At 71.1% G+C, this 17,487-nt stretch carries 15 protein-coding genes; 4 read left to right on the top strand and 11 right to left on the bottom strand.

Annotation, left to right across the window (positions count from 1 at the left end):
- Nucleotides 1-2 precede the first annotated feature (2 nt).
- Nucleotides 3-578, bottom strand: a complete 576-nt coding sequence (locus AB0K15_RS27175; protein WP_364056157.1) for a DUF998 domain-containing protein — start codon at nt 576-578, stop codon at nt 3-5.
- A gap of 451 nt (nt 579-1,029) precedes the next feature.
- Nucleotides 1,030-2,166: a metallophosphoesterase gene (locus AB0K15_RS27170; protein WP_364056154.1), complete on the bottom strand. Its 1,137-nt coding sequence runs from the start codon at nt 2,164-2,166 to the stop codon at nt 1,030-1,032.
- Between the two features lie 436 nt (nt 2,167-2,602).
- Here AB0K15_RS27170 and AB0K15_RS27165 point away from each other — a divergent pair, with 436 nt between their 5' ends.
- Nucleotides 2,603-2,866, top strand: a complete 264-nt coding sequence (locus tag AB0K15_RS27165; RefSeq protein WP_364056151.1) for a hypothetical protein — start codon at nt 2,603-2,605, stop codon at nt 2,864-2,866.
- A 449-nt stretch (nt 2,867-3,315) separates the two neighbouring features.
- On the opposite strand, the gene AB0K15_RS27160 is transcribed toward AB0K15_RS27165, so the two are convergent.
- The 6 genes from AB0K15_RS27160 to AB0K15_RS27135 are packed head-to-tail and all read right to left on the bottom strand — an operon-like array spanning nt 3,316 to nt 9,721.
- Nucleotides 3,316-4,674, bottom strand: coding sequence for an FAD-dependent oxidoreductase (locus AB0K15_RS27160; protein WP_364056148.1), 1,359 nt, complete (start codon nt 4,672-4,674; stop codon nt 3,316-3,318).
- A complete protein-coding gene (locus tag AB0K15_RS27155) occupies nt 4,671-5,360 on the bottom strand; it encodes an isochorismatase family protein (RefSeq protein ID WP_364056145.1) in 690 nt (229 codons plus the stop codon). Before AB0K15_RS27155 ends, AB0K15_RS27160 begins: the two co-directional genes overlap by 4 nt.
- On the bottom strand, nt 5,357-6,769 hold the full coding sequence (locus AB0K15_RS27150) for an amidohydrolase family protein (protein WP_364056142.1): 1,413 nt from the start codon (nt 6,767-6,769) through the stop codon (nt 5,357-5,359). The genes AB0K15_RS27155 and AB0K15_RS27150 overlap by 4 nt, the downstream gene beginning before the upstream one ends.
- On the bottom strand, nt 6,766-7,653 hold the full coding sequence (locus AB0K15_RS27145; protein ID WP_364056139.1) for an oxaloacetate decarboxylase: 888 nt from the start codon (nt 7,651-7,653) through the stop codon (nt 6,766-6,768). Before AB0K15_RS27145 ends, AB0K15_RS27150 begins: the two co-directional genes overlap by 4 nt.
- Before the next feature lie 5 nt (nt 7,654-7,658).
- Nucleotides 7,659-8,375 carry a GntR family transcriptional regulator gene (locus AB0K15_RS27140; protein WP_364056136.1) on the bottom strand — a complete coding sequence of 239 codons (717 nt, stop codon included), beginning with the start codon at nt 8,373-8,375 and terminating at the stop codon, nt 7,659-7,661.
- 26 nt (nt 8,376-8,401) lie between these two features.
- A complete protein-coding gene (locus AB0K15_RS27135; RefSeq protein WP_364056133.1) occupies nt 8,402-9,721 on the bottom strand; it encodes an MFS transporter in 1,320 nt (439 codons plus the stop codon).
- A gap of 249 nt (nt 9,722-9,970) precedes the next feature.
- Here AB0K15_RS27135 and AB0K15_RS27130 point away from each other — a divergent pair, with 249 nt between their 5' ends.
- Complete coding sequence (locus AB0K15_RS27130) at nt 9,971-11,833, top strand: CocE/NonD family hydrolase (protein WP_364056130.1); 1,863 nt, start codon at nt 9,971-9,973, stop codon at nt 11,831-11,833.
- Here AB0K15_RS27130 and AB0K15_RS27125 read toward each other — a convergent pair.
- A complete protein-coding gene (locus AB0K15_RS27125; protein WP_364056127.1) occupies nt 11,823-12,227 on the bottom strand; it encodes a DUF1992 domain-containing protein in 405 nt (134 codons plus the stop codon). The genes AB0K15_RS27130 and AB0K15_RS27125 overlap by 11 nt on opposite strands.
- A 126-nt stretch (nt 12,228-12,353) precedes the next feature.
- On the opposite strand from AB0K15_RS27125, the gene AB0K15_RS27120 reads away from it, so the two are divergent.
- Complete coding sequence (locus AB0K15_RS27120) at nt 12,354-13,172, top strand: TetR/AcrR family transcriptional regulator (RefSeq protein ID WP_364056124.1); 819 nt, start codon at nt 12,354-12,356, stop codon at nt 13,170-13,172.
- On the opposite strand, the gene AB0K15_RS27115 is transcribed toward AB0K15_RS27120, so the two are convergent.
- The gene (locus tag AB0K15_RS27115) at nt 13,138-14,295 is read right to left on the bottom strand and encodes an acyl-CoA dehydrogenase family protein (protein ID WP_364056121.1); all 1,158 of its coding nucleotides are present in this window, start codon (nt 14,293-14,295) and stop codon (nt 13,138-13,140) included. The genes AB0K15_RS27120 and AB0K15_RS27115 overlap by 35 nt on opposite strands.
- Nucleotides 14,295-15,353 (bottom strand): alcohol dehydrogenase catalytic domain-containing protein, encoded by a 1,059-nt coding sequence (locus tag AB0K15_RS27110; protein ID WP_364056118.1) that lies wholly within the window; start codon nt 15,351-15,353, stop codon nt 14,295-14,297. The genes AB0K15_RS27115 and AB0K15_RS27110 overlap by 1 nt, the downstream gene beginning before the upstream one ends.
- A gap of 115 nt (nt 15,354-15,468) precedes the next feature.
- Between AB0K15_RS27110 and AB0K15_RS27105 the strand changes: the two genes are divergently transcribed.
- Nucleotides 15,469-17,457 carry a dehydrogenase E1 component subunit alpha/beta gene (locus AB0K15_RS27105; RefSeq protein WP_364056115.1) on the top strand — a complete coding sequence of 663 codons (1,989 nt, stop codon included), beginning with the start codon at nt 15,469-15,471 and terminating at the stop codon, nt 17,455-17,457.
- Nucleotides 17,458-17,487 lie beyond the last annotated feature (30 nt).

Below are 17,487 nucleotides of genomic sequence, written 5' to 3'. Positions count from 1 at the left end.
CTTCAGTCGTTGATGGTGCGCTTGGTCTGGACCGCTGTCACGGCGAGCCACGCGAACGCGAGCGCGACGGCCACCCAGAACCCGGCCACGACCACGGGGCTGGCCGACCCGGTGGCGACGCCGGCGAACCCGGCGAGGAACGCGATCCCGGTGCCGCGGGAGTAGCCGGATTTACGGGCGAGGCACGCGGCGGTGAAGGCGAGGAAGCCGATGCCGGCGGTGCCGACGTGGAGCGCTCCGTGCCAGGAGATCGCCGTGCCGGCGGGGTCGGCCACGAAAACGCCGGCCGCGATGAGTCCCGCACCGAAGGTGGCGACCAGCTTGCTCTTGAGGCCCACCGCGCAGGCGATGACGAGCAGACCGGTGACGACGAAGTTGGCTATCTGGATCCAGCCGTTCGGCCCCACGGCGAGCAGGCTGACGTCCGTTCGCGCGGGGTCGAACCCGGGGCGGGTCAGGGCTTGGGCCAGCGCGGTCACGAGGTAGACGGGTCCGGCGGCGACCCCTGCGCTGAGGAGGGCGCGGGTTGTGTTCGCGCTGGTCGGCCGGGCGGCCGGTCGGTGCTCGACGGTGGTCATGGCGGCCTTCTCTGCGGCGGGGACTCCTGGGGTGGGCTGCTGCGGAGTAGGTTGTCACCGATGGTTGTTATTGTCAAGACAAAAAAATTAGTCGGTGGTGCGGATTGGTGGGGTGACCGGGGTCGGCGTGAGTGATTTCGGGCGAAGGTGCGGCAGGTTGCGCGTGACGAGGTCGTGTGCGGCGCGGCTGATTGCTGGGCCGCGCCGAAGCGTTCGCCCGACCTGAAGTTGCTCGGGTCGGGTCGGGGGCCGGTGCTGCTCAGGCCGGGTTGAGGGTGCCGGGCTGCGAGGGCGACGGGCCGTCGCACTTGCCCGGTCTGATGCTGCCCGCGTTGGACCGGGCGGTCGGCGTGCTCAGGCCAGGCGAGGTGGCGGGGTTCGGGTCGTCCAGAGCGCGCCGGTCAGGTGTCGCGATGGGCCGGCGGGTCGCTCCGAACGCGCCCCGCCCAGGTCAGGCGGCGCGGCGCAGAGTCAGAAGGCTGATCTCATTGGGCGCGAACACGCGGAACGGCGGGCCCCAGAAGCCGGAGCCGCGGCTGTTGTAGAGCTGGGTGCGGGGGCCGTGGGGCGTGAGGCCGGAGAGGGTGGGCTGGTCGAGGCGGACGAGCAAGTGGAACGGCCAGATCTGGCCACCGTGGGTGTGGCCGGAGATCTGCAGGTCGACACCGCCTTCGCGGGCTTGCTTGACCTGCTTGGGCTGGTGGGCGAGGAGGACGACGGGGACGTCAGGGTCCGCGCCGGCGAGGGCGGCGGGCAGGTCGGGGCCGTGGCCGGGCAGTCCGGAGGCCGCGCCGGTGGGGTCGTCGATGCCGGCGAAGAGGATGCGGTCGCCGCCGCGTTCGACGAGGGTGCTGCGGTTGTGGAGGGTGTCCCAGCCGAGGCTCTCCATGTGGTCGAGCCAGGCCTGGGCTTCGCCGAAGTACTCGTGGTTGCCGGTGATGTAGAAACGCCCGAGGCCGGCCTGGACGCCACCCAGCGGGTCGACCTGCTTGCGGCGCTTGGCGACCGACCCGTCGGCGAGGTCGCCCGCGTGGCAGACGACGTCGGCCTGCAGCCGGTTCACCTCGGCGACCAGCTTTTCCGACCACTTGGTGCGGTCGAGGGGGCCGTAGTGCGTATCGGTGATGACCGCGATGCGCAGCCCGTCGACGCCCGCGCCCAGCCGCGGGATCACCACGTCCACTTCCTTCACCGGCGGCACCCGCATCGCGACCCGGTTGCCGACGACGAGCAGCACCACCGACACCGCGAGGCTCGCCGCCGCCACGATCCGCGGCCGCGCGGGGTCGTCGACACCCGCGACCAGCAGCGCCAGCCGCAGCACATGCCCGAGGACGCTCCATGTGAACAGCACCCAGACGGTGCCCAGCATGACGTCCCCGGCCCGCGCCGCCGCGTCACTCTGCCGCGGCCCGTGGCCCTGGAACATCAGCACCGGGAACGCCACCATCGCGCCCGCGAACACCACCGTCCCCGCGACGGTCCCCGCCGCCGGCCACCCCGGCAACAGCACGAACACCGACCAGGGCTCCCCGAACAACAACAGCAACGCAACAACCAGGGCGGCCGCCCGACGAACCCGACGCATCACGGTCGCCATCCCTTCGACATGGTCTACCCAGAGTAGCCGGACTCGGAGGCTAACGGCCCAATGGGCTGTTAGGGCTGTTTCGAGCCGCTGGACCAACAGGTCGTCGAGCCGTCGAGCCGCCGGGGCGCTGGGTCCTCGGGTCGGCAGAGTCGAACCGGCCGAGCTGGCGAACCAAGCAGAGCCGAGGCCGCGAACCGAGCCGGCCGAGCCGGTCGAATCGATCGAATCGGCCGACTGGGGCTGAGCGGGCTGAGGGTCAAGTTGGCCGAGCGGGCCGAGTGAGTCGATCGACTGGGTTGAGCGGGCCGAGTGAGTGGAACCGTTCTGGCCGAGTCGAGCCAGTTGTGTTGCCGCTGCTGATCGAGCGACCCGTTCCGAGACCACCCGATTCAGCGACTGCGCTATCGATCAAGTGTTCGATAATGTTCTCGACATGAAGTCATCCACTGCTCACACGGCTACCGAGATCTCCCGACGTCTGTCCCTGTCCCATACTGAAACCGAAGCCGTCACGGCCCTCCACGCCGCCCTCGCTGCCCACCTGCCGACCACCCTCTCCGCCCTGCGCGACGGCACCATCGACGTCATCACCGCCGCCGGGCTCGCTTACCTCGCAGGATTTCTCTCGGCCACGCAAGCTCATCTCGCCACGGAGATCCTCACGCCCGGCCGCCACGAATGGCGGTGGGTCACCTAGCTCCCGGCTGGACCGCTCTCTTGTGGACACTGTGGCCGGCCACAGTGTCCACATGGGAGTGTCGCGCGAATCCCGGGCCATAGCTCGTTTCGCCCAGGGTTGTGAGGGGTGGCGAGGGTGGTGGCCGAACGGGAACCGGCGGGGTCAGGAGAATCGATCAACTCCGAGGATGAGCAAGCGCGCGAATGGCCGCCAAGCCTGCCGGAGTGGCCCTGCGGGTGGGTTTCGCGATGATGTCCCGGTGCGAGAGAGGAGTGGGTGGAGCTGTCGAGAATGTCATCAACGGAGGTGTCAACGAGCTGGACGGAGGTGGTACGGACGAAGAAACGGCGCCGGGAAGACCGGTGAGCCAGCCGGAGGAGTTTTCGCGGCTTTCAGGCGAAGCTCGCGATGGCCCGTCTACGCGATTGGGCCGGCCGAGCGGTGGGGAGGGAAGACATGGGAACTCCTCATCGCAGGAGGGAACCGGCGTGGGTGCCGGCGAGGCGGCCGAGGCCAAGGGCGGCCAGGAGGCCGTTGCCGGAGCTGTAGCCGGCGCCGCCGCTGAAGCCGCTGACGCCGGTGGCGACGCCGCCGACGGCGTAGAGGCCCGGGATGGGGCCGGTTTCGGTCGTCGGCCGGGCGTGCTCGTCGACGAGTACTCCGCCCTGGGTGTGGAACAGGCCGGGGACCGACCGGACGGCCACGTAGGGCGCGTGCAGGGGGCCGAAGCCCCAGTCCGTGCGGCCCCACTCGTCCTTGGTGTCGCCGGAGGCCGCCGACGCCGCCGAGGCCAGAGTCCCCGACAGAGCCGAAGCGTCGACGCCGCAGAAGGTGGCCAGGTCGTCCACCGACGCGCATTCCCGCGCGCCGCCCATGGCCACGAGCTCCGCGAACTCCTCCTCGTTGCCGGCCACGTAGTCGCGGATCTTCGTGTCGAACACGACGTGCCAGGGACCGGGCGTCCCGAGTACGGCGTCGGCGTAGCCGGAGTAGCCGCGGGATTCGTCGCCGAAGCGGTGGCCGGCGCCGTTCACGAGCACGCCGCCCATCTCCACCGTCGTCCAGGACGTGATGGAGCCGTGGGGATACGCGACGGCCGCGTAACCCTGGTACGCCGTCGGGTTGCCCAGGCGGGCGCCCAGGTCGAGCGCCCACTGGAGAGACTCGCCCGTGCTGCCGTAGGCCCCGAAGTACTCGAAGCCGGCGATCGCCGGGGCCCACTCGCGCAGCAGGGCGCGGTTGGCCGCGAAACCGTTGCCGGCCAGCACGACGGCGTGGGAGGTGATCTCGTACGTGCCACTGCGCGGGCCGGAGACCCGCACGCCCGTGACCCGGCCCTCGTCGTGGAGCAACGTGGCGACCGGCGTGTGCACGAGCACCTCGGTGTCCGTCGCCCGCACCGCGCGCAGCAGGTCGGCGACGAGGTCGCGGCCCTTGCGCGAAGGCGGCGCGTGCAGGCGCGGCACGGAGTGGCCGACGTGCTTGTAGTCGGTGATCAGCCGCAGGTCGACGCCGTGCGTGTCGATCAGCCACTCCACGAGCGCGGCCGAACCCCCGGCGAGCAGGCGGGCGAGGTCGTCGGCGTCGTGGCTGCCCGACTGGGCCCGCAGGTCCGTCGCGAGGCGGGCCGCGGAGTCGTCGATGCCCGCCGCCGCCTGGAACCGCGTGCCCGCGCCGGGTACGGAACCCGTGGACAACGCGGTGTTCCCACCCGCGTTCTCCGCCTTCTCCAGCACGACCACACTGGCGCCGGCGTCGTGGGCCGCCAGTGCGGCGGTGAGCCCGCCGCCGCCGGCCCCGACCACGATCACGTCGACATCTGTCATGCCGAGACCTCCGAGAGGGCCGCGAGGATCCGGTCGGTGCTGGCGACGTCCGCGTACTTCTGCGCCATGTCGAACAAGTTGGCCTGGTGCACGGTCGGCGTGCGGTCGTACACGGCGTCGTGCGGCACGGCGACGCGGAAGTTGTACGCGAACGCGTCGACCACACTGGACCGCACACACCCGCTGGTCGTGCACCCGGTGACCACCAGCGTGTCCACGGCCCGGTCGATCAGGTAGGAGACCAGCGGCGTCCCGAAGAACGCGCTCGGGTGTCGCTTCGGCAGCAGCACGTCGCCCTCGGCCGGCGCGACCTCCGCGACGAACTCGTACCCCTGCGAGGGAACGTCCATGATGGACGGAACCTTCGCCCCCAGTCGTCCCGAGTCGTACGAGGCTTTCGGGGCCACATAAGGGTAGAGAACCGGCCAGCCCTGGGCGCGGAACGTCGTCAGCAGCCGGCTGATGTTCGCCACCGCGTCCCAGCCGGCCTGGCCACAGCTCGTGCGGTAGTCCTCGGCCACCGACTGGAAGAACGGCTTCGGCGAGTTCCCGACGGTGCGGTACTGCACGTCGATGATCAGCAACGCCGGCCGCTCGCCCAGGCCGGCGGGCTTGCCGAACCCCGCGGCCTCGTAGCGGGCCTCGTCGTCGGCGGTGATCACGTCGGACCACGGACGGTCGCTCACGCCGAAACCTCCTGCTTCGCACCGACAGCCAGCGCGGCGCGGCCGCTGTTGCGTCGCACCAGGAACTGCCCGCGCGGACCCTGCACCTCACCGTCGCGCACGGTGAACTCACCGCCGAGAATGGTGTGCTGCACGCTCACCTTCGACTCCCAGCCCTCCCACACCGAGTACGCGGCACCGGAATGCTGCGTCGCCGCCGCGACCGTGCTCGGCCGGTTCGGGTCCACCACGGCGAAATCGGCGTCCGCGCCGATCCGGATCGCGCCCTTGCGCGGCCAGAGGCCGAACAGCTGCGCCGGACGCGTGGCGGTGAGGTCGACGAGCCGCTCCACCGGAATGCCCCGGTTGAAGTGACCTTCACTCAGCAGCAGCGGCAAAAGCGTTCCGGTGCCGGGGAAACCGGCCGACGCGCTCCACAGGTCCTTGTCCTTCGCGCTGAAATGCCGGGGCACGTGGTCCGAGCCGATCACGTCGACGCGCCCGTCGGCCACGGCTTCCCACAACGCTTCCCGGTCGTCACGCGTACGCAGCGGCGGGTTGACCTTGCCGCGCGAGCCGAGCCCGGAGTCGATGCCGAGCGTGAGGTAGTGCGGGCAGGTCTCCACGAACACGTCGGGGTACTCCACGCGCTGGCGCTCCAGCGCCGAAAGCGCTTCCCGGCTCGTCACGTGCACCGCGTAGCTGGACGCGCCGACCACGCTCGCGAGGTACGCGACCCGGCCCTCGGCCTCGGCCTCCACGTACGGCGGACGCACGGCGTGCCAAGCGTCCAGGCCGGCGTCGGGGTCCTTGCTCAGGCGCTCGCGCAGCCGCCACACGAGCTCGATGTTCTCGGCATGCTGGGCGATCATCGCGCCGGAGTCGGCGGCGGCCTGCAGGGCGTCGAAGAGGAATGAGTCGTCGTTGCCGGGCAGGTTGAGGTACGCGCCCTCGTTGCCGCGGAAGTTGGTGAACACCTTGAAGCTCGACACGCCGAGGTCACGCGCGTAGTGCCCGATGTTCTCGACGTGCTCGGGCGTCACCACACAGAAGTGGAAGCCGAAGTCGGTGTGCGCGTGCTCGGCCATCAGGTCGCGCGCGGCCGGGAACAGCTCGTCGTAGGGCTGCGGGCTCATCAGGTACGCCAGCATCGTGGTGACGCCGCCCGCCGCGGCCGAAGCCGTCTCCAGCGCGGCGTCCTCGACGGTCTTGGGCACGGAGAGGTCCTGGCCCAGGTGCACGTGGGCGTCGATGGCGCCGGGCAGGACCCAGCGGCCGGTCACGTCGACGGTCTCGGTGGCGGGCAGCTCGTCGGACGGCGAGCAGATCGCGGCGATCTTCCCGTCGCGCACGCAGACGTCGACCTCGCTCAGGCCGGTGCCGGGCAGCACGACCCGGCCGCCGTGGAGTCGCAGATCGTAGGGCTTCATTCGGTGGTCCTTCCCGCGTACTTCTCGTCGAGGGCGTCGAACAGCGGCTTGCGCACCAGGTTCTGCCGGTCGGCCCAGCTGATGATCCGGTCGCCGATCTCGGTGGTGTCGCCGTGCTCCTTGAGGTGGCGCAACGCGATCCGCATCCCGGCGACCGCGCCGCGCATGGCCGTGTTGGCGTAGAGGGCGACCGAGAAGCCCAGCGCGCGCAGCTCCTCCAGCGGCAGGATGGGCGTGAGCCCGCCCTCGACCATGTTGGCGATGTGCGGGCCGGGCACGGTCCGCGTGATCTCGGCCAGCTCCTCCGGCGAACCGGGCGCCTCGACGAACAGGATGTCGGCGCCGGCTTCGCGGTAGAGGTTGGCGCGCTCGCACGCGGCGGTGAGCCCGACCACGGCGCGCGCGTCGGTGCGTGCCACGATCAGGAAATCCTCGGTGGCGCGGGCGTCGACCGCGGCCTGGATCTTCCCGACCATCTCGGACGCCTCGATCACCTCTTTGCCGGTGAAGTGGCCGCACCGCTTGGGGGCGACCTGGTCTTCGAGCTGGATCGCGGTGGCGCCGGCGCGTTCGAGCATGCGCACGGTGCGCTGCACGCCGAGCGCGTTGCCGAACCCGGTGTCGGCGTCGACCACGAGCGGTAGGGACACCGCGTCACGCGTGGCCTCGACGTGGCCGGCCAGCTCGGGCAGCGACAGCAGGCCGACGTCGGGGGCACCGAGGTAGGTGTTGGTGATCCCGGCACCGGAGAGGTAGACGGCTTCGAACCCGGTCTCTTCCGCGACCCGGGCGGTGAGCGCGTTGGGCGCACCCGCCAGGAGCAACGGGGCTTGGTCGCGCGCCGCCACCCGCTCACGCAACCGGGCACCCAGAGAGCTTGTCACAGGGTTTACAACTCCTCGTCTTCCAGCCGCCCCGCCAGCCCCTTCGGGCTGTCGGGCACGGTGTTCTCGAACAGGGACAGGGCGTTTTCGAGCGAGTGCTGCAGGTGCTCGTCCATCAGGCGAGCGGCCACGTCGGCGTCGCCGGCGGCCAGCGCGCGCAGGACCTCGCGGTGCTCCTTGAACGCGTCGCGGGCGCGCCGGGGCTGGCGTCCGGATCGGGACCGGGCCAGCTGGATCTGGTTGTTGGCGTCGGCGAAGGCCCGCAGGATGGACTGGTTGCCCGACAGCGCGACCACGCGGTGGTGGAAGTCGAGCTCACCGGGGTACGCGGTGTCCACATCGGACTCCAGGACCTCTTCGGTCGCCCGGAGGAGGTCGTCGAGGTCCCGCAGGTCCTCGTTGTCCGCGCGCCGGGCCGCGAGCCGCACGGCGTGGGTCTCCAGCGCGGTGCGCAGCTCGTAGAGGTCGCGCAGTTCGTCGGCGTCGAACGTGCGCACGTACGCGCCGCGGTGGGGGACGACGTTGAGCAGGCCCTCACTGGCCAGCCGCTGGATCGCCTCGCGCAGCGGGCCGCGGCTGATGCCGAGCGCGCGGGCGAGCTCGACCTCGTTGAGCCGCTGCCCTGGCTGCAGCTGCCCGTCGCGCACCATGCCGCGCAGTACGTCGAGGCTGCGGCCGGCGTAGGTGTCGGTGCGTCGTTCCAGAGGGGGCGGTGTCGCCATGTCCTGCCTTCTTCGGTTGTCGTGGTTCAGCTGTCGCGCAGCGCGGTGCCGCGGGTTTCCTTCATCCGCGCCGCTGCCGCAAGTGTGATCAACGCTGTCACGAGCAGGAAACCGGCCGGGGCCAGGCTGCTGCCCGTGCGGGCGATCAGCCAGGTGCAGATGTAGGGCGCGGTGCCGCCCACGGCCGTGCTGGCCAGGTTGAACCCGAGCGCGATGCCGCTGTAGCGCACGCGGGTGGTGAACAGCTCCGCGAACGTCGAGAACGCCACCGCCATCAGCGCGGACTCGGGCAGTCCCAGCACGATCTGGGCGAGCAGCGCCGGCACGTAGTGACCCGCGTTCATGACCATGAACACCGGCACGGTGAGGATCAGCGTCGCGATCGTCGCGCCGAGGAACACCGGGCGGCGCCCGATCCGGTCGGACAACGCGCCGAAGAACGGCATCGCCGCGCACGAGACGATCAGCGTCACCGTGGTCGACCAGAACGCCTGCTTCGGGCTGAACCCGCCCACGCGCTGCAGGTGGATCGACGCGTACACGTAGACCACGTAGTAGAGCGCGAACAGCAGGATCGAGAGGCCGAGGGTGCGCACCAGCGCCCCGCGGTGCGCGGAGAACAGCTCACGCACCGGCGCCTTCGCGACCTCACCCTGGGCGGCCAGGTTGTGGAACTGCCGCGTGTCTTCGAGTTTGATCCGGATCCACACGCCCACGGCGCCCAGCGGCAGGCTGAGCAGGAACGGCAGGCGCCAGCCCCAGTCGGTCATCTGCTGCTTGGTGAGCACGGTCGTCAGCGTCGTGACCACGGCCGACGCGAGCAGCGCGCCGCCGAGAGCGCCGAACTGGACGGTGGAGCAGAGGAAGCCGCGGCGGTGCGCGGGGGCGTACTCGGCGACGTACGAAGCGGCACCGCCGACCTCGCCGCCGGCCGCGACACCCTGCACGCACCGGGCCGTGACCAGCAGGAACGCCGCCGCGCTGCCGATCGCCGCGTAGGTGGGCAGCACGCCGACGGCGAAGGTCGCGGCGCACATGGCGAGCACTGTGGTGGCCAGCATGCGCTTGCGGCCGAGCCGGTCGCCGAGGTGACCGAAGATGAGGCCGCCCAGCGGACGCAGCGCGAACGCGGCCGCGAAGGTGGCGAGCGTGGCCAGCAGGGACGCGGTCGGGTCGACGCCGGAGGCGAAGAAGACGACGGCGAGCACGGTCGCGAGGTAGCCGTAGATGCCGAAGTCGAAGTACTCGACGATCGAGCCGACCAGCCCGGCGGCCACGACCCGGCGGTCGATGCTCGCCGGGCCCGCCGAGGCGGCGGTGCCGACCGCTGACGTGCGGTTTTCCATGATTTCCGCCTTCCAGGCAGAACCGGGGGACTCGGATGCGAGAACGATAAGGAGCGTCCTGTCTGCTGTCAACAGTTTGCAGCCGACAGGGGTGGCGCAAGGGGCGCTCTACGCCGGCGGACGGGGTGCGCGCGGGTGAAAAGCATCGGATCCGTTGCCCTGGCGGGAAAACTGCCGCCCACGATCGGTCGACGGCGGCTCACCCCGGCGGCGGTGCCCCGTCCGCCGGGGCCGGCGTTGACTGGCCGCATGCGGCGTTCGACGGCGTTCTTCGGCCTGCTCGTCCTCCTCCTGACCCAGCTCGTCTCCCCGGCACAGGCGGCCACCTGGGAACCAGGCCCGGCCCGGTTCGCCGTGACGGAGGCGAACGACGTGCCCGTCCCGATGGCCGACGGCACCGTGATCAAGGCCGACGTCCTGCGCCCCGACGCGCCCGGCACGTACCCCGTCCTGCTCGCGCAGACGCCGTACGGCCGCGCCGACCTGCACGAAGACCTGTCGTACTTCGTCCGGCGCGGATACGTCGCGGTGATTTCCGACGTCCGCGGCACCGGCGGTTCGGGCGGGCAGTGGGTGCCGTTCGCGCCGATCGAACGGCAGGACGGCGCCGCGCTGGTCCGGTGGGCGGCGGCGCTGCCCGGCAGCGACGGCGACGTCGGCCTCAACGGCGGTTCGTACGTCGGCATCAACCAACTGACCACCGCGGCGGCCGTCGGCCCGAACTCCCCGCTCAAGGCGATCTTCCCCGTCGTCGCGGGCAACGACCTCTACCGCGACCTCGCCGCGATGGGCGGGCTGCCCAACGCCGAGTTCATGCCGCTGTGGGAGCTGCTCACCGGGTTGCGCACCGTCACCCAGCCCGTGCTCGACGCGCTCAACAGTGGCTCACCCGCCGCGCTGCTGGCGGCGCTCACCACCGAGCTGCAGCACCTCGGCGGACTCGGCGCCGGCACGGTGCCCCTGCTCACGGGTGAGTTCACCGGCGGCGAGCAGGCGTTCGACGAGGACTACTGGCAGTCGCGCAACCCCGCGAACGTGCTGGGTGACGTGGTCGCGAACGGCATTCCCGCGTACCTCGTCGGCGGTTGGAACGACCTTTTCCAGCGCGGTGCCCTGATGAACTACGCGGCGCTGCAGAACGCGTGGGCCGGCCGGCCCGTGACCGCGCCGATGGCTCCCGGCCAGGCGGCGACCAGCCGCTACCAGCTCTTGATGGGTCCCTGGTACCACGACCCGACGGGTGAAATCGACCTCCACCCGATCGAGCTGGCCTGGTACGACCACTGGCTCAAAGGCGTCGACACCGGCATCACCGACACCACGAAGCCCCTGCACGCCAACGTGTTCGGCACCGGCGACTGGGTCGACACCGCCACATACCCCTTCACCGGCGCACAAGCCACCACCTACTATCTCGGCGCCGGGCGCACCGGCACCGCACCGCGCTCGGCCAACGACGGCACGCTGACGACCAGCCCGCCCTCGGGCAGCGGCACCGACTGGATCACCTGGACACCGACGTCGAGCACCTGCACGCGGTCCACTGCCCAGTGGCTGGGCGGATTCCTGCCCAACCCCGCCTGCGACACCACGAACCTCGACCGCGAACAGGGCCCCGGCTCGCTCGTCTACACGTCCGCGCCGCTGACCCAGCCGAGCGTGCTCGCCGGGCCGATCACCGCGTCGATCTCCGCGCAGGCCAACACGTTGGACACGATGTGGGTGGTGACCGTGACCGACGTCGGCCCGGACGGTTCGTCCCAGCCGCTCACCGAAGGCGCGCTGATCGGTTCGCAGCGGGAAACCGACTCCTCGCGCAGCTGGTACAGCCCGAACGGGAAGCTCCTGATGCCCTACCACCCCTACACCCGCCAGTCGGAGAAGTGGGTGGTACCGAACGAGATCACGCGGTACGACGTGGAGGTGTTCCCCACGTTCGCGCAGCTCGCGGCCGGGCACCGGATCCGCGTGGTCCTGACCACGGCCGACACCCCGCACCTCACGCCGACGCTCACCCAGCTGCCCCGCCTGCTCGGCGGCATCTACCAGGTGAAGACGCCCGCGTCTTCGATCACGCTGCCGCTGGCGCCGCTCTCGGCGTTCACCGGGTGACGCGCCAGCTCTCCACGACTTCGTCGACGTCCAACGGCATCGCGCGCAGCGGCGGGCCTTCTTGCGGCCGGCGGTGGGTTTCGCGGATGCGCTCGTTGAGGTCTTCCACGATCTCGCGCACGCGCTTCTCGGTGCGCACCTTCGCCAGTTTCGCCGGCAGATCCTGGATCTCGCGCGGGATCGCGAGTGACGGCGGCAGGAACGAGCCCGTGTCCAGGTCGCCTTCGCGGGCGCGGCGCAGGGCCCAGTCCGTGGCGGCGTCGCGGCCCGTCGAGGGTGGCAGCGGCTTGCCGGCGCCGGACAGGTCGTCGAACTCGCCGCGGGACTGGGCGGCGGAGATCAGGCGGTCGACCCACGAGCCGAAGGACACGCCGGGGGGTTTGCGCTCGGTCACTCGAACACCTCCGATCCCCACCCAGCGTAGCCGCGCCCGGAGCGTCGCGGATGGGTCGAAGGTCCCGAACCGGCAGGTAGGATCCCCCGCAACCGATCAGCGCCGGGGAGGGGAGGGGCTGCGACGATGACCGTCGAGCAGAACAGCGACGACCGCGCCGCGGAGGCTGAGCAGATCGACCGCACGCTGGCGTTGTTGTGGCGCGAACGTTCCACGCCCGCCGCCGAACCCGCCCGCGGGCGGAGGCCGACGCTCACCGTCGGGCAGATCGTGGCGGCGGCCATCACCGTCGCCGACGCCGACGGGCTCGTGGCCACGTCGATGCACCGCGTCGCCAAGGAGCTCGGCGCAGGGACCATGACGCTCTACACCTACGTGCCCGGCAAGACCGAGCTCGTCGACCTGATGGTGGACGACGTGCTCGTCGAACGCGGCCTGCCCGGCCCCGGGCAGCCCCGGACGGGTGACTGGCGCGCGCAGGTCCGGTTCTACTCCGAGCGCACGCGCGAAGCCCACCGCCGCCACCCGTGGCTGCGCGAGATGTCGCGCGTGCGCCCGGCGCTCGGCCCGGGCCAGCTCGCCGGCCAGGAGTACGTTCTGTCCACTGTGGATGGTCTGGGACTCGCGCCGCGCGAAACCGTGGCCGCCGCCAACAGCATCACGGCCTACGTGGACGCCAACGCGGCGCTCGAGGCCGAGAGCATCCACCTCGAACGCAGCACCGGCCAGTCGAACGACGCGTGGTGGGACCAGCGGTCTTCCTTCTGGGGCAAGTACTTCGACCTCACCGCGCACCCGGCGATGAACCGCGCGTGGCTCGGCGGCGGCTTCGACCAGGGCGCCGGCGAGCAGGCGGCCGAGGCCTACGAGTTCGGCCTCGACCGGCTGCTCGACGGCATCGAGCTGCGGGTCAAGCGGTGCCGCGCGCCAGAGCCCGAGCGATGACGTTGCGCTGCACCTCGCTCGTGCCCTCACCGATTTCGAGGATTTTCGCGTCGGCGTAGAACCGAGAGATGGTGGACTCGCGGATGAAGCCGTAGCCGCCGTGGATCTGCACGCTCTGGCTGGCCGCGCGGTTCGCGACCTCCGACGCGTACAGCTTCGCCATCGCCGCCGCCGTGCTGAACGGCCGGCCCTGGTCGCCGAGCCACGCCGCGTTGTAGACGAGCCAGCGCGCCGCCGCGATCTCCGTGGCCATGTCCGCGAGCTTGTGCCCCACGGCCTGGAACCGGGTGAGCGGCTGGCCGAACTGCTCGCGCTCGCCCGCGTGGCGCACTGCGAGGTCGAGGGCCTTCTGCGCCAGCGACAATGACAGCGCGGCCACGCTGATGCGCCCGCCGTCGAGGACCTCCAGGAACTGGCGCAGGCCGTTGCCCTCCTCGCCGATGAGGTGGTCGTCGGGCACCCAGCAGCCGGAGAACACCAGTTCGCGCGTGTCGAGCGCGTGCCAGCCGAGCTTCTTCAGCGGCTGGCCTTTGGTATAGCCGGGGGTGCCTTCGGGGACGAAGAAGGTGCCGTAGCGCTTGGCGCCGCCGTCGTTCTCGCCGGTCAGGGCCAGCACGGTGACCCCGAGGCTCATCTCGGTGCCGGCGTTGCTGATGAACATCTTCGTGCCGTCGAGCAGCCAGCCGCCGTCGGCTCGTCGTGCGCGCGTGCGGATACCCGCCGCGTCCGAGCCGGCCGTGGGTTCGGTGAGGCCGAACGCGCCGATCGCTTCGCCCGACGCGAGCGGTCGCAGCCAGCGTTCCTTCTGCTCGTGGGTGCCGAACGTGGCGAGCGGGAGGGTGGCGATCGTCGAGTGCGCGTTCCACGCCGACGCGATCGACTGGTCGGCCGCGCCCAGCTCCTCCATCGCAGCCACATAGGACACGAAGCCGGCGTCAGCGCCGCCGTACTTCTCGTCCACGAGCATGCCCATCAGCCCGAGCTTGCCGAGGTCGTGGAACACCTCCGTGGGGAAGTGGCTGCGCTCGGACCAGTCGGCGGCGTAGGGCGCGATCTCCTTCGCGGCGAAATCCCGGCAGAGCTGTTTCAGTGCGACGGTTTCCTCGGGCAGGTCGAAGTCCATCAGTGCTCCTCGGGCTTCAGCAGGATCTTGAGGTGGCTGCCGCGGTCGGCTTCGAGCTCGGCGAACGCGTCGCGCCCGGCCGAGAGCGGCCGCACCCCGGTGAGCATCGGCGTCGCGTCGAGGCGGCCCGTGGCCATGAGATCGAGCACGCGCGGAATGTCGAAGTTGTAGCCGAGCGAGCCCAGCACCGTGCGCTCGAACGGCACGATCTGCGTGATCGGCAACGACGCGCTGGCCCCGCTGATCCCGCACAGCACCGCGCGCCCGCCCCGGCGCACGGTGTGCACGGCCAGCTCCACCAGCTCCGGCCGGCCGGTCGCCTCCACCACCACGTCGGGCCCGACGCGGCCGGTGCGCAGGAAGACTTCGCGCCGCACGTCGGTCTTCGCCGGGTCGTACACCTCGGTCGCGCCGATCTCGGCGGCCTTGCGCGCGCGATCGGGCACGGGCTCGCTCACGTACAGGCCCGCGGCGCCGGCGAGCTTCGCGGCCAGCAGCGCGGCGATTCCGATCGGACCGGCGCCGAGCAAGAGGACGTGGTCACCCGGCTGGACGTTCGCGCGCCGGACGGCGTGCAGGCCCACGGCGAGCGGCTCGGCCAGGGCCGCGAGCTCGTCGGAGACGCCGTTGGGGATCGGTACGAGGCCCTCGACGGGCACGGTGACCTTCGATGCGAACCCGCCGTCGGCGGCGAGGCCGATCGAGCCGCCCTTCGCGCAGATGTGGTACTCGCCGTGCGTGCACCAGCGGCACACGCCGCAGCGCAGGCACGGGTCGACGGCCACGCGCGTGCCGATGTCGACTCCCGGCACGGCAGAGCCGAGCGCCACGACCGTGCCGCTCATCTCGTGGCCGAGGGTGAACGGCGGTTCGAGACCGGTCAGCGGGTGCGGCCCGGTGCGGATGAGGTTGGGGCCGTGCGCGAACTCGTGCAGGTCGGTGCCGCAGATCCCGCAGTACGACACGGCGATCACCGCTTGGCCCGGCGCCGGCGCCTGCGGTTCCGGCACGTCGTCGAGGCGCAGCTCGCCCTTGGCGTGCCAGCGCAGCGCGTGCACGCGACCACCTCCGAACTGGAGTTGTTTTTTCGAACAGTCGGTACAAGAATCGTGGTTCCCGGCGCGATGTCAAGGGCAGGGGAGAAAACCGGTGAACGGCAAGGGCAGGAGCGTGATGACTTCCACCCGGGTGAGCGACCTGGCAACGGCATTCGACGGCGACCCGAGCGCATTGGCCGAGATGTACCGGCGGATGCGGCTGATCCGGCAGTTCGAGGACCGGGCGTCGAGGCTGTACCGGAACAACGAGATCCCCGGCTTCCTGCACCTGTCCATCGGGCAGGAAGCCTCGGCGGTCGGCGCGTGCCGGCCGCTGGACGACCGAGACGTGATCACGTCCACGCATCGCGGGCACGGCCACTGCATCGCGAAAGGACTCGACGTCGAGGGCATGTTCGCCGAGCTGATGGGCAAGGAGACCGGCACGTGCCGGGGCCGCGGCGGGTCGATGCACATCGCCGACCCGCGCAAGGGGATCTTCGGGGCCAACGGGATCGTCGCGGCGGGGCTGCCGATCGCCGTCGGCGCGGGCACCGCCGCGCAGCTGCGTGCTCAGGGCGGTGTCGTGCTGGCGTTCTTCGGCGACGGCGCCGTGGCCCAGGGCATGTTCCACGAAGCGGCGAACCTCGCTTCGGTGTGGCGGCTTCCGGTCATCTTCTTCTGCGAGAACAACAAATACGCCGAGTTCTCGCCGATCGCCACGCAGACGCGCGCGTCGCTCGAAGCTCGCGCACCGGGGTATGCGATGGACTACCACCACGTGGACGGCAACGACGTCGTCGCCGTCGCCTCGCTCGTCGACGGCTTGGTGAGTGAGCTCCGTGAGGGCGGCGGGCCCGTGCTGGTCGAGGCCGACACGTACCGCTGGCACGGCCACTACGAGGGCGACCCGGAGAAGTACCGCGAGCCGGAGGAGCTGGCGGAGTGGAAGGAACGCGACCCGTTGGTGCGGCTGGCGGCGCGGCTGCGTGAGCTGGGCACGGACGTTGCCCCGATCGATTCCGAGGTGGACGCCCGGATCGAGGCGGCGGTCGAGGCCGCGCGCGCCGCGGACGAGCCGTCGCCGGACACGCTGCACCACTTCGTCGGCGTGCCGCGGGAGCCGGTGCCGGAGCCGGCCGAGGCGACGGGCGAGGTCTTCCGGACGATGGATGCGATCCGCGGCGCGCTGGAGTACGAGCTGGCCGCGGACGAGTCCGTGTTCGTGGCCGGCATCGACGTCGGCGCGGGCGGCAACGTCTTCGGGCTGACCAGGGGACTTGCCGCGAAGTACCCGGGCCGCGTACGGGACACGCCGATCTCGGAAAGCGCCATCATCGGCGCCGGCGTGGGCGCCGCGATGGCCGGGCTGCGGCCCGTGGTGGAGCTGATGTACTTCGACTTCGTCGGTGTGTGCCTCGACCAGCTCATGAACCAGGCCGCGAAGCTCCGCTTCATGACCGGCGGCGCCGTCAGCCTGCCCCTGGTCGTGCGCACGCAGTTCGGCGCGGGGAAGTCGTCGGGGAGCCAGCATTCGCAGAGCCTGGAGGCACTGCTGGCGCACATTCCCGGCCTGACCGTGGTGATGCCGTCGACGCCGGCGGACACCTACGGCCTCCTGCGCGCCGCCATTCGCGATCCGAATCCGGTGGTGTTCGTGGAGAACCGGCTGATGTACGGGCGGAAGGGACCGCAGCCGCCGCCTGCGCACCTGGTGCCGCTGGGCCGCGCCGCCATCCGCCGCCCGGGCACGGACGTGACGCTGGTGTCGTACTCGAAGCTGGTGCACGACTGTGTCGACGTGGCCGCGGAGCTGCAGGCCGAGGGGATCAGCGTCGAGGTGATCGACCTGCGGACCATCGCCCCGCTGGACACCGGCACGGTCCTGCGGTCGCTGGCCAAGACGGGCCGGCTCGTGGTGGCGCACCAGGCTGTCGGCGACTTCGGCGTGGGCGCCGAGCTGGCCGCCGTGGCCGCCCGCGAAGGCTTCTGGACGCTGGACGCCCCCGTGATCCGCGTGGGCGCGCAGGGAACGCCGGCGCCGTACGCACCTTCGCTGGAACGGGTGTGGCTGCCGTCGAAGGAACGCATCGCCTCGGCGGTCCGGGAATCGGCCCGCGCGTGACCAGGCTGCCCGCATGGAGTCCGGCCAGGT

The organism is Amycolatopsis sp. NPDC049253, assembly GCF_040678995.1.
Classification (GTDB): domain Bacteria; phylum Actinomycetota; class Actinomycetes; order Mycobacteriales; family Pseudonocardiaceae; genus Amycolatopsis.
The sequence above is the reverse complement of the archived record's forward strand: the minus strand, read 5'-3'. Positions and strand labels throughout refer to the sequence as shown.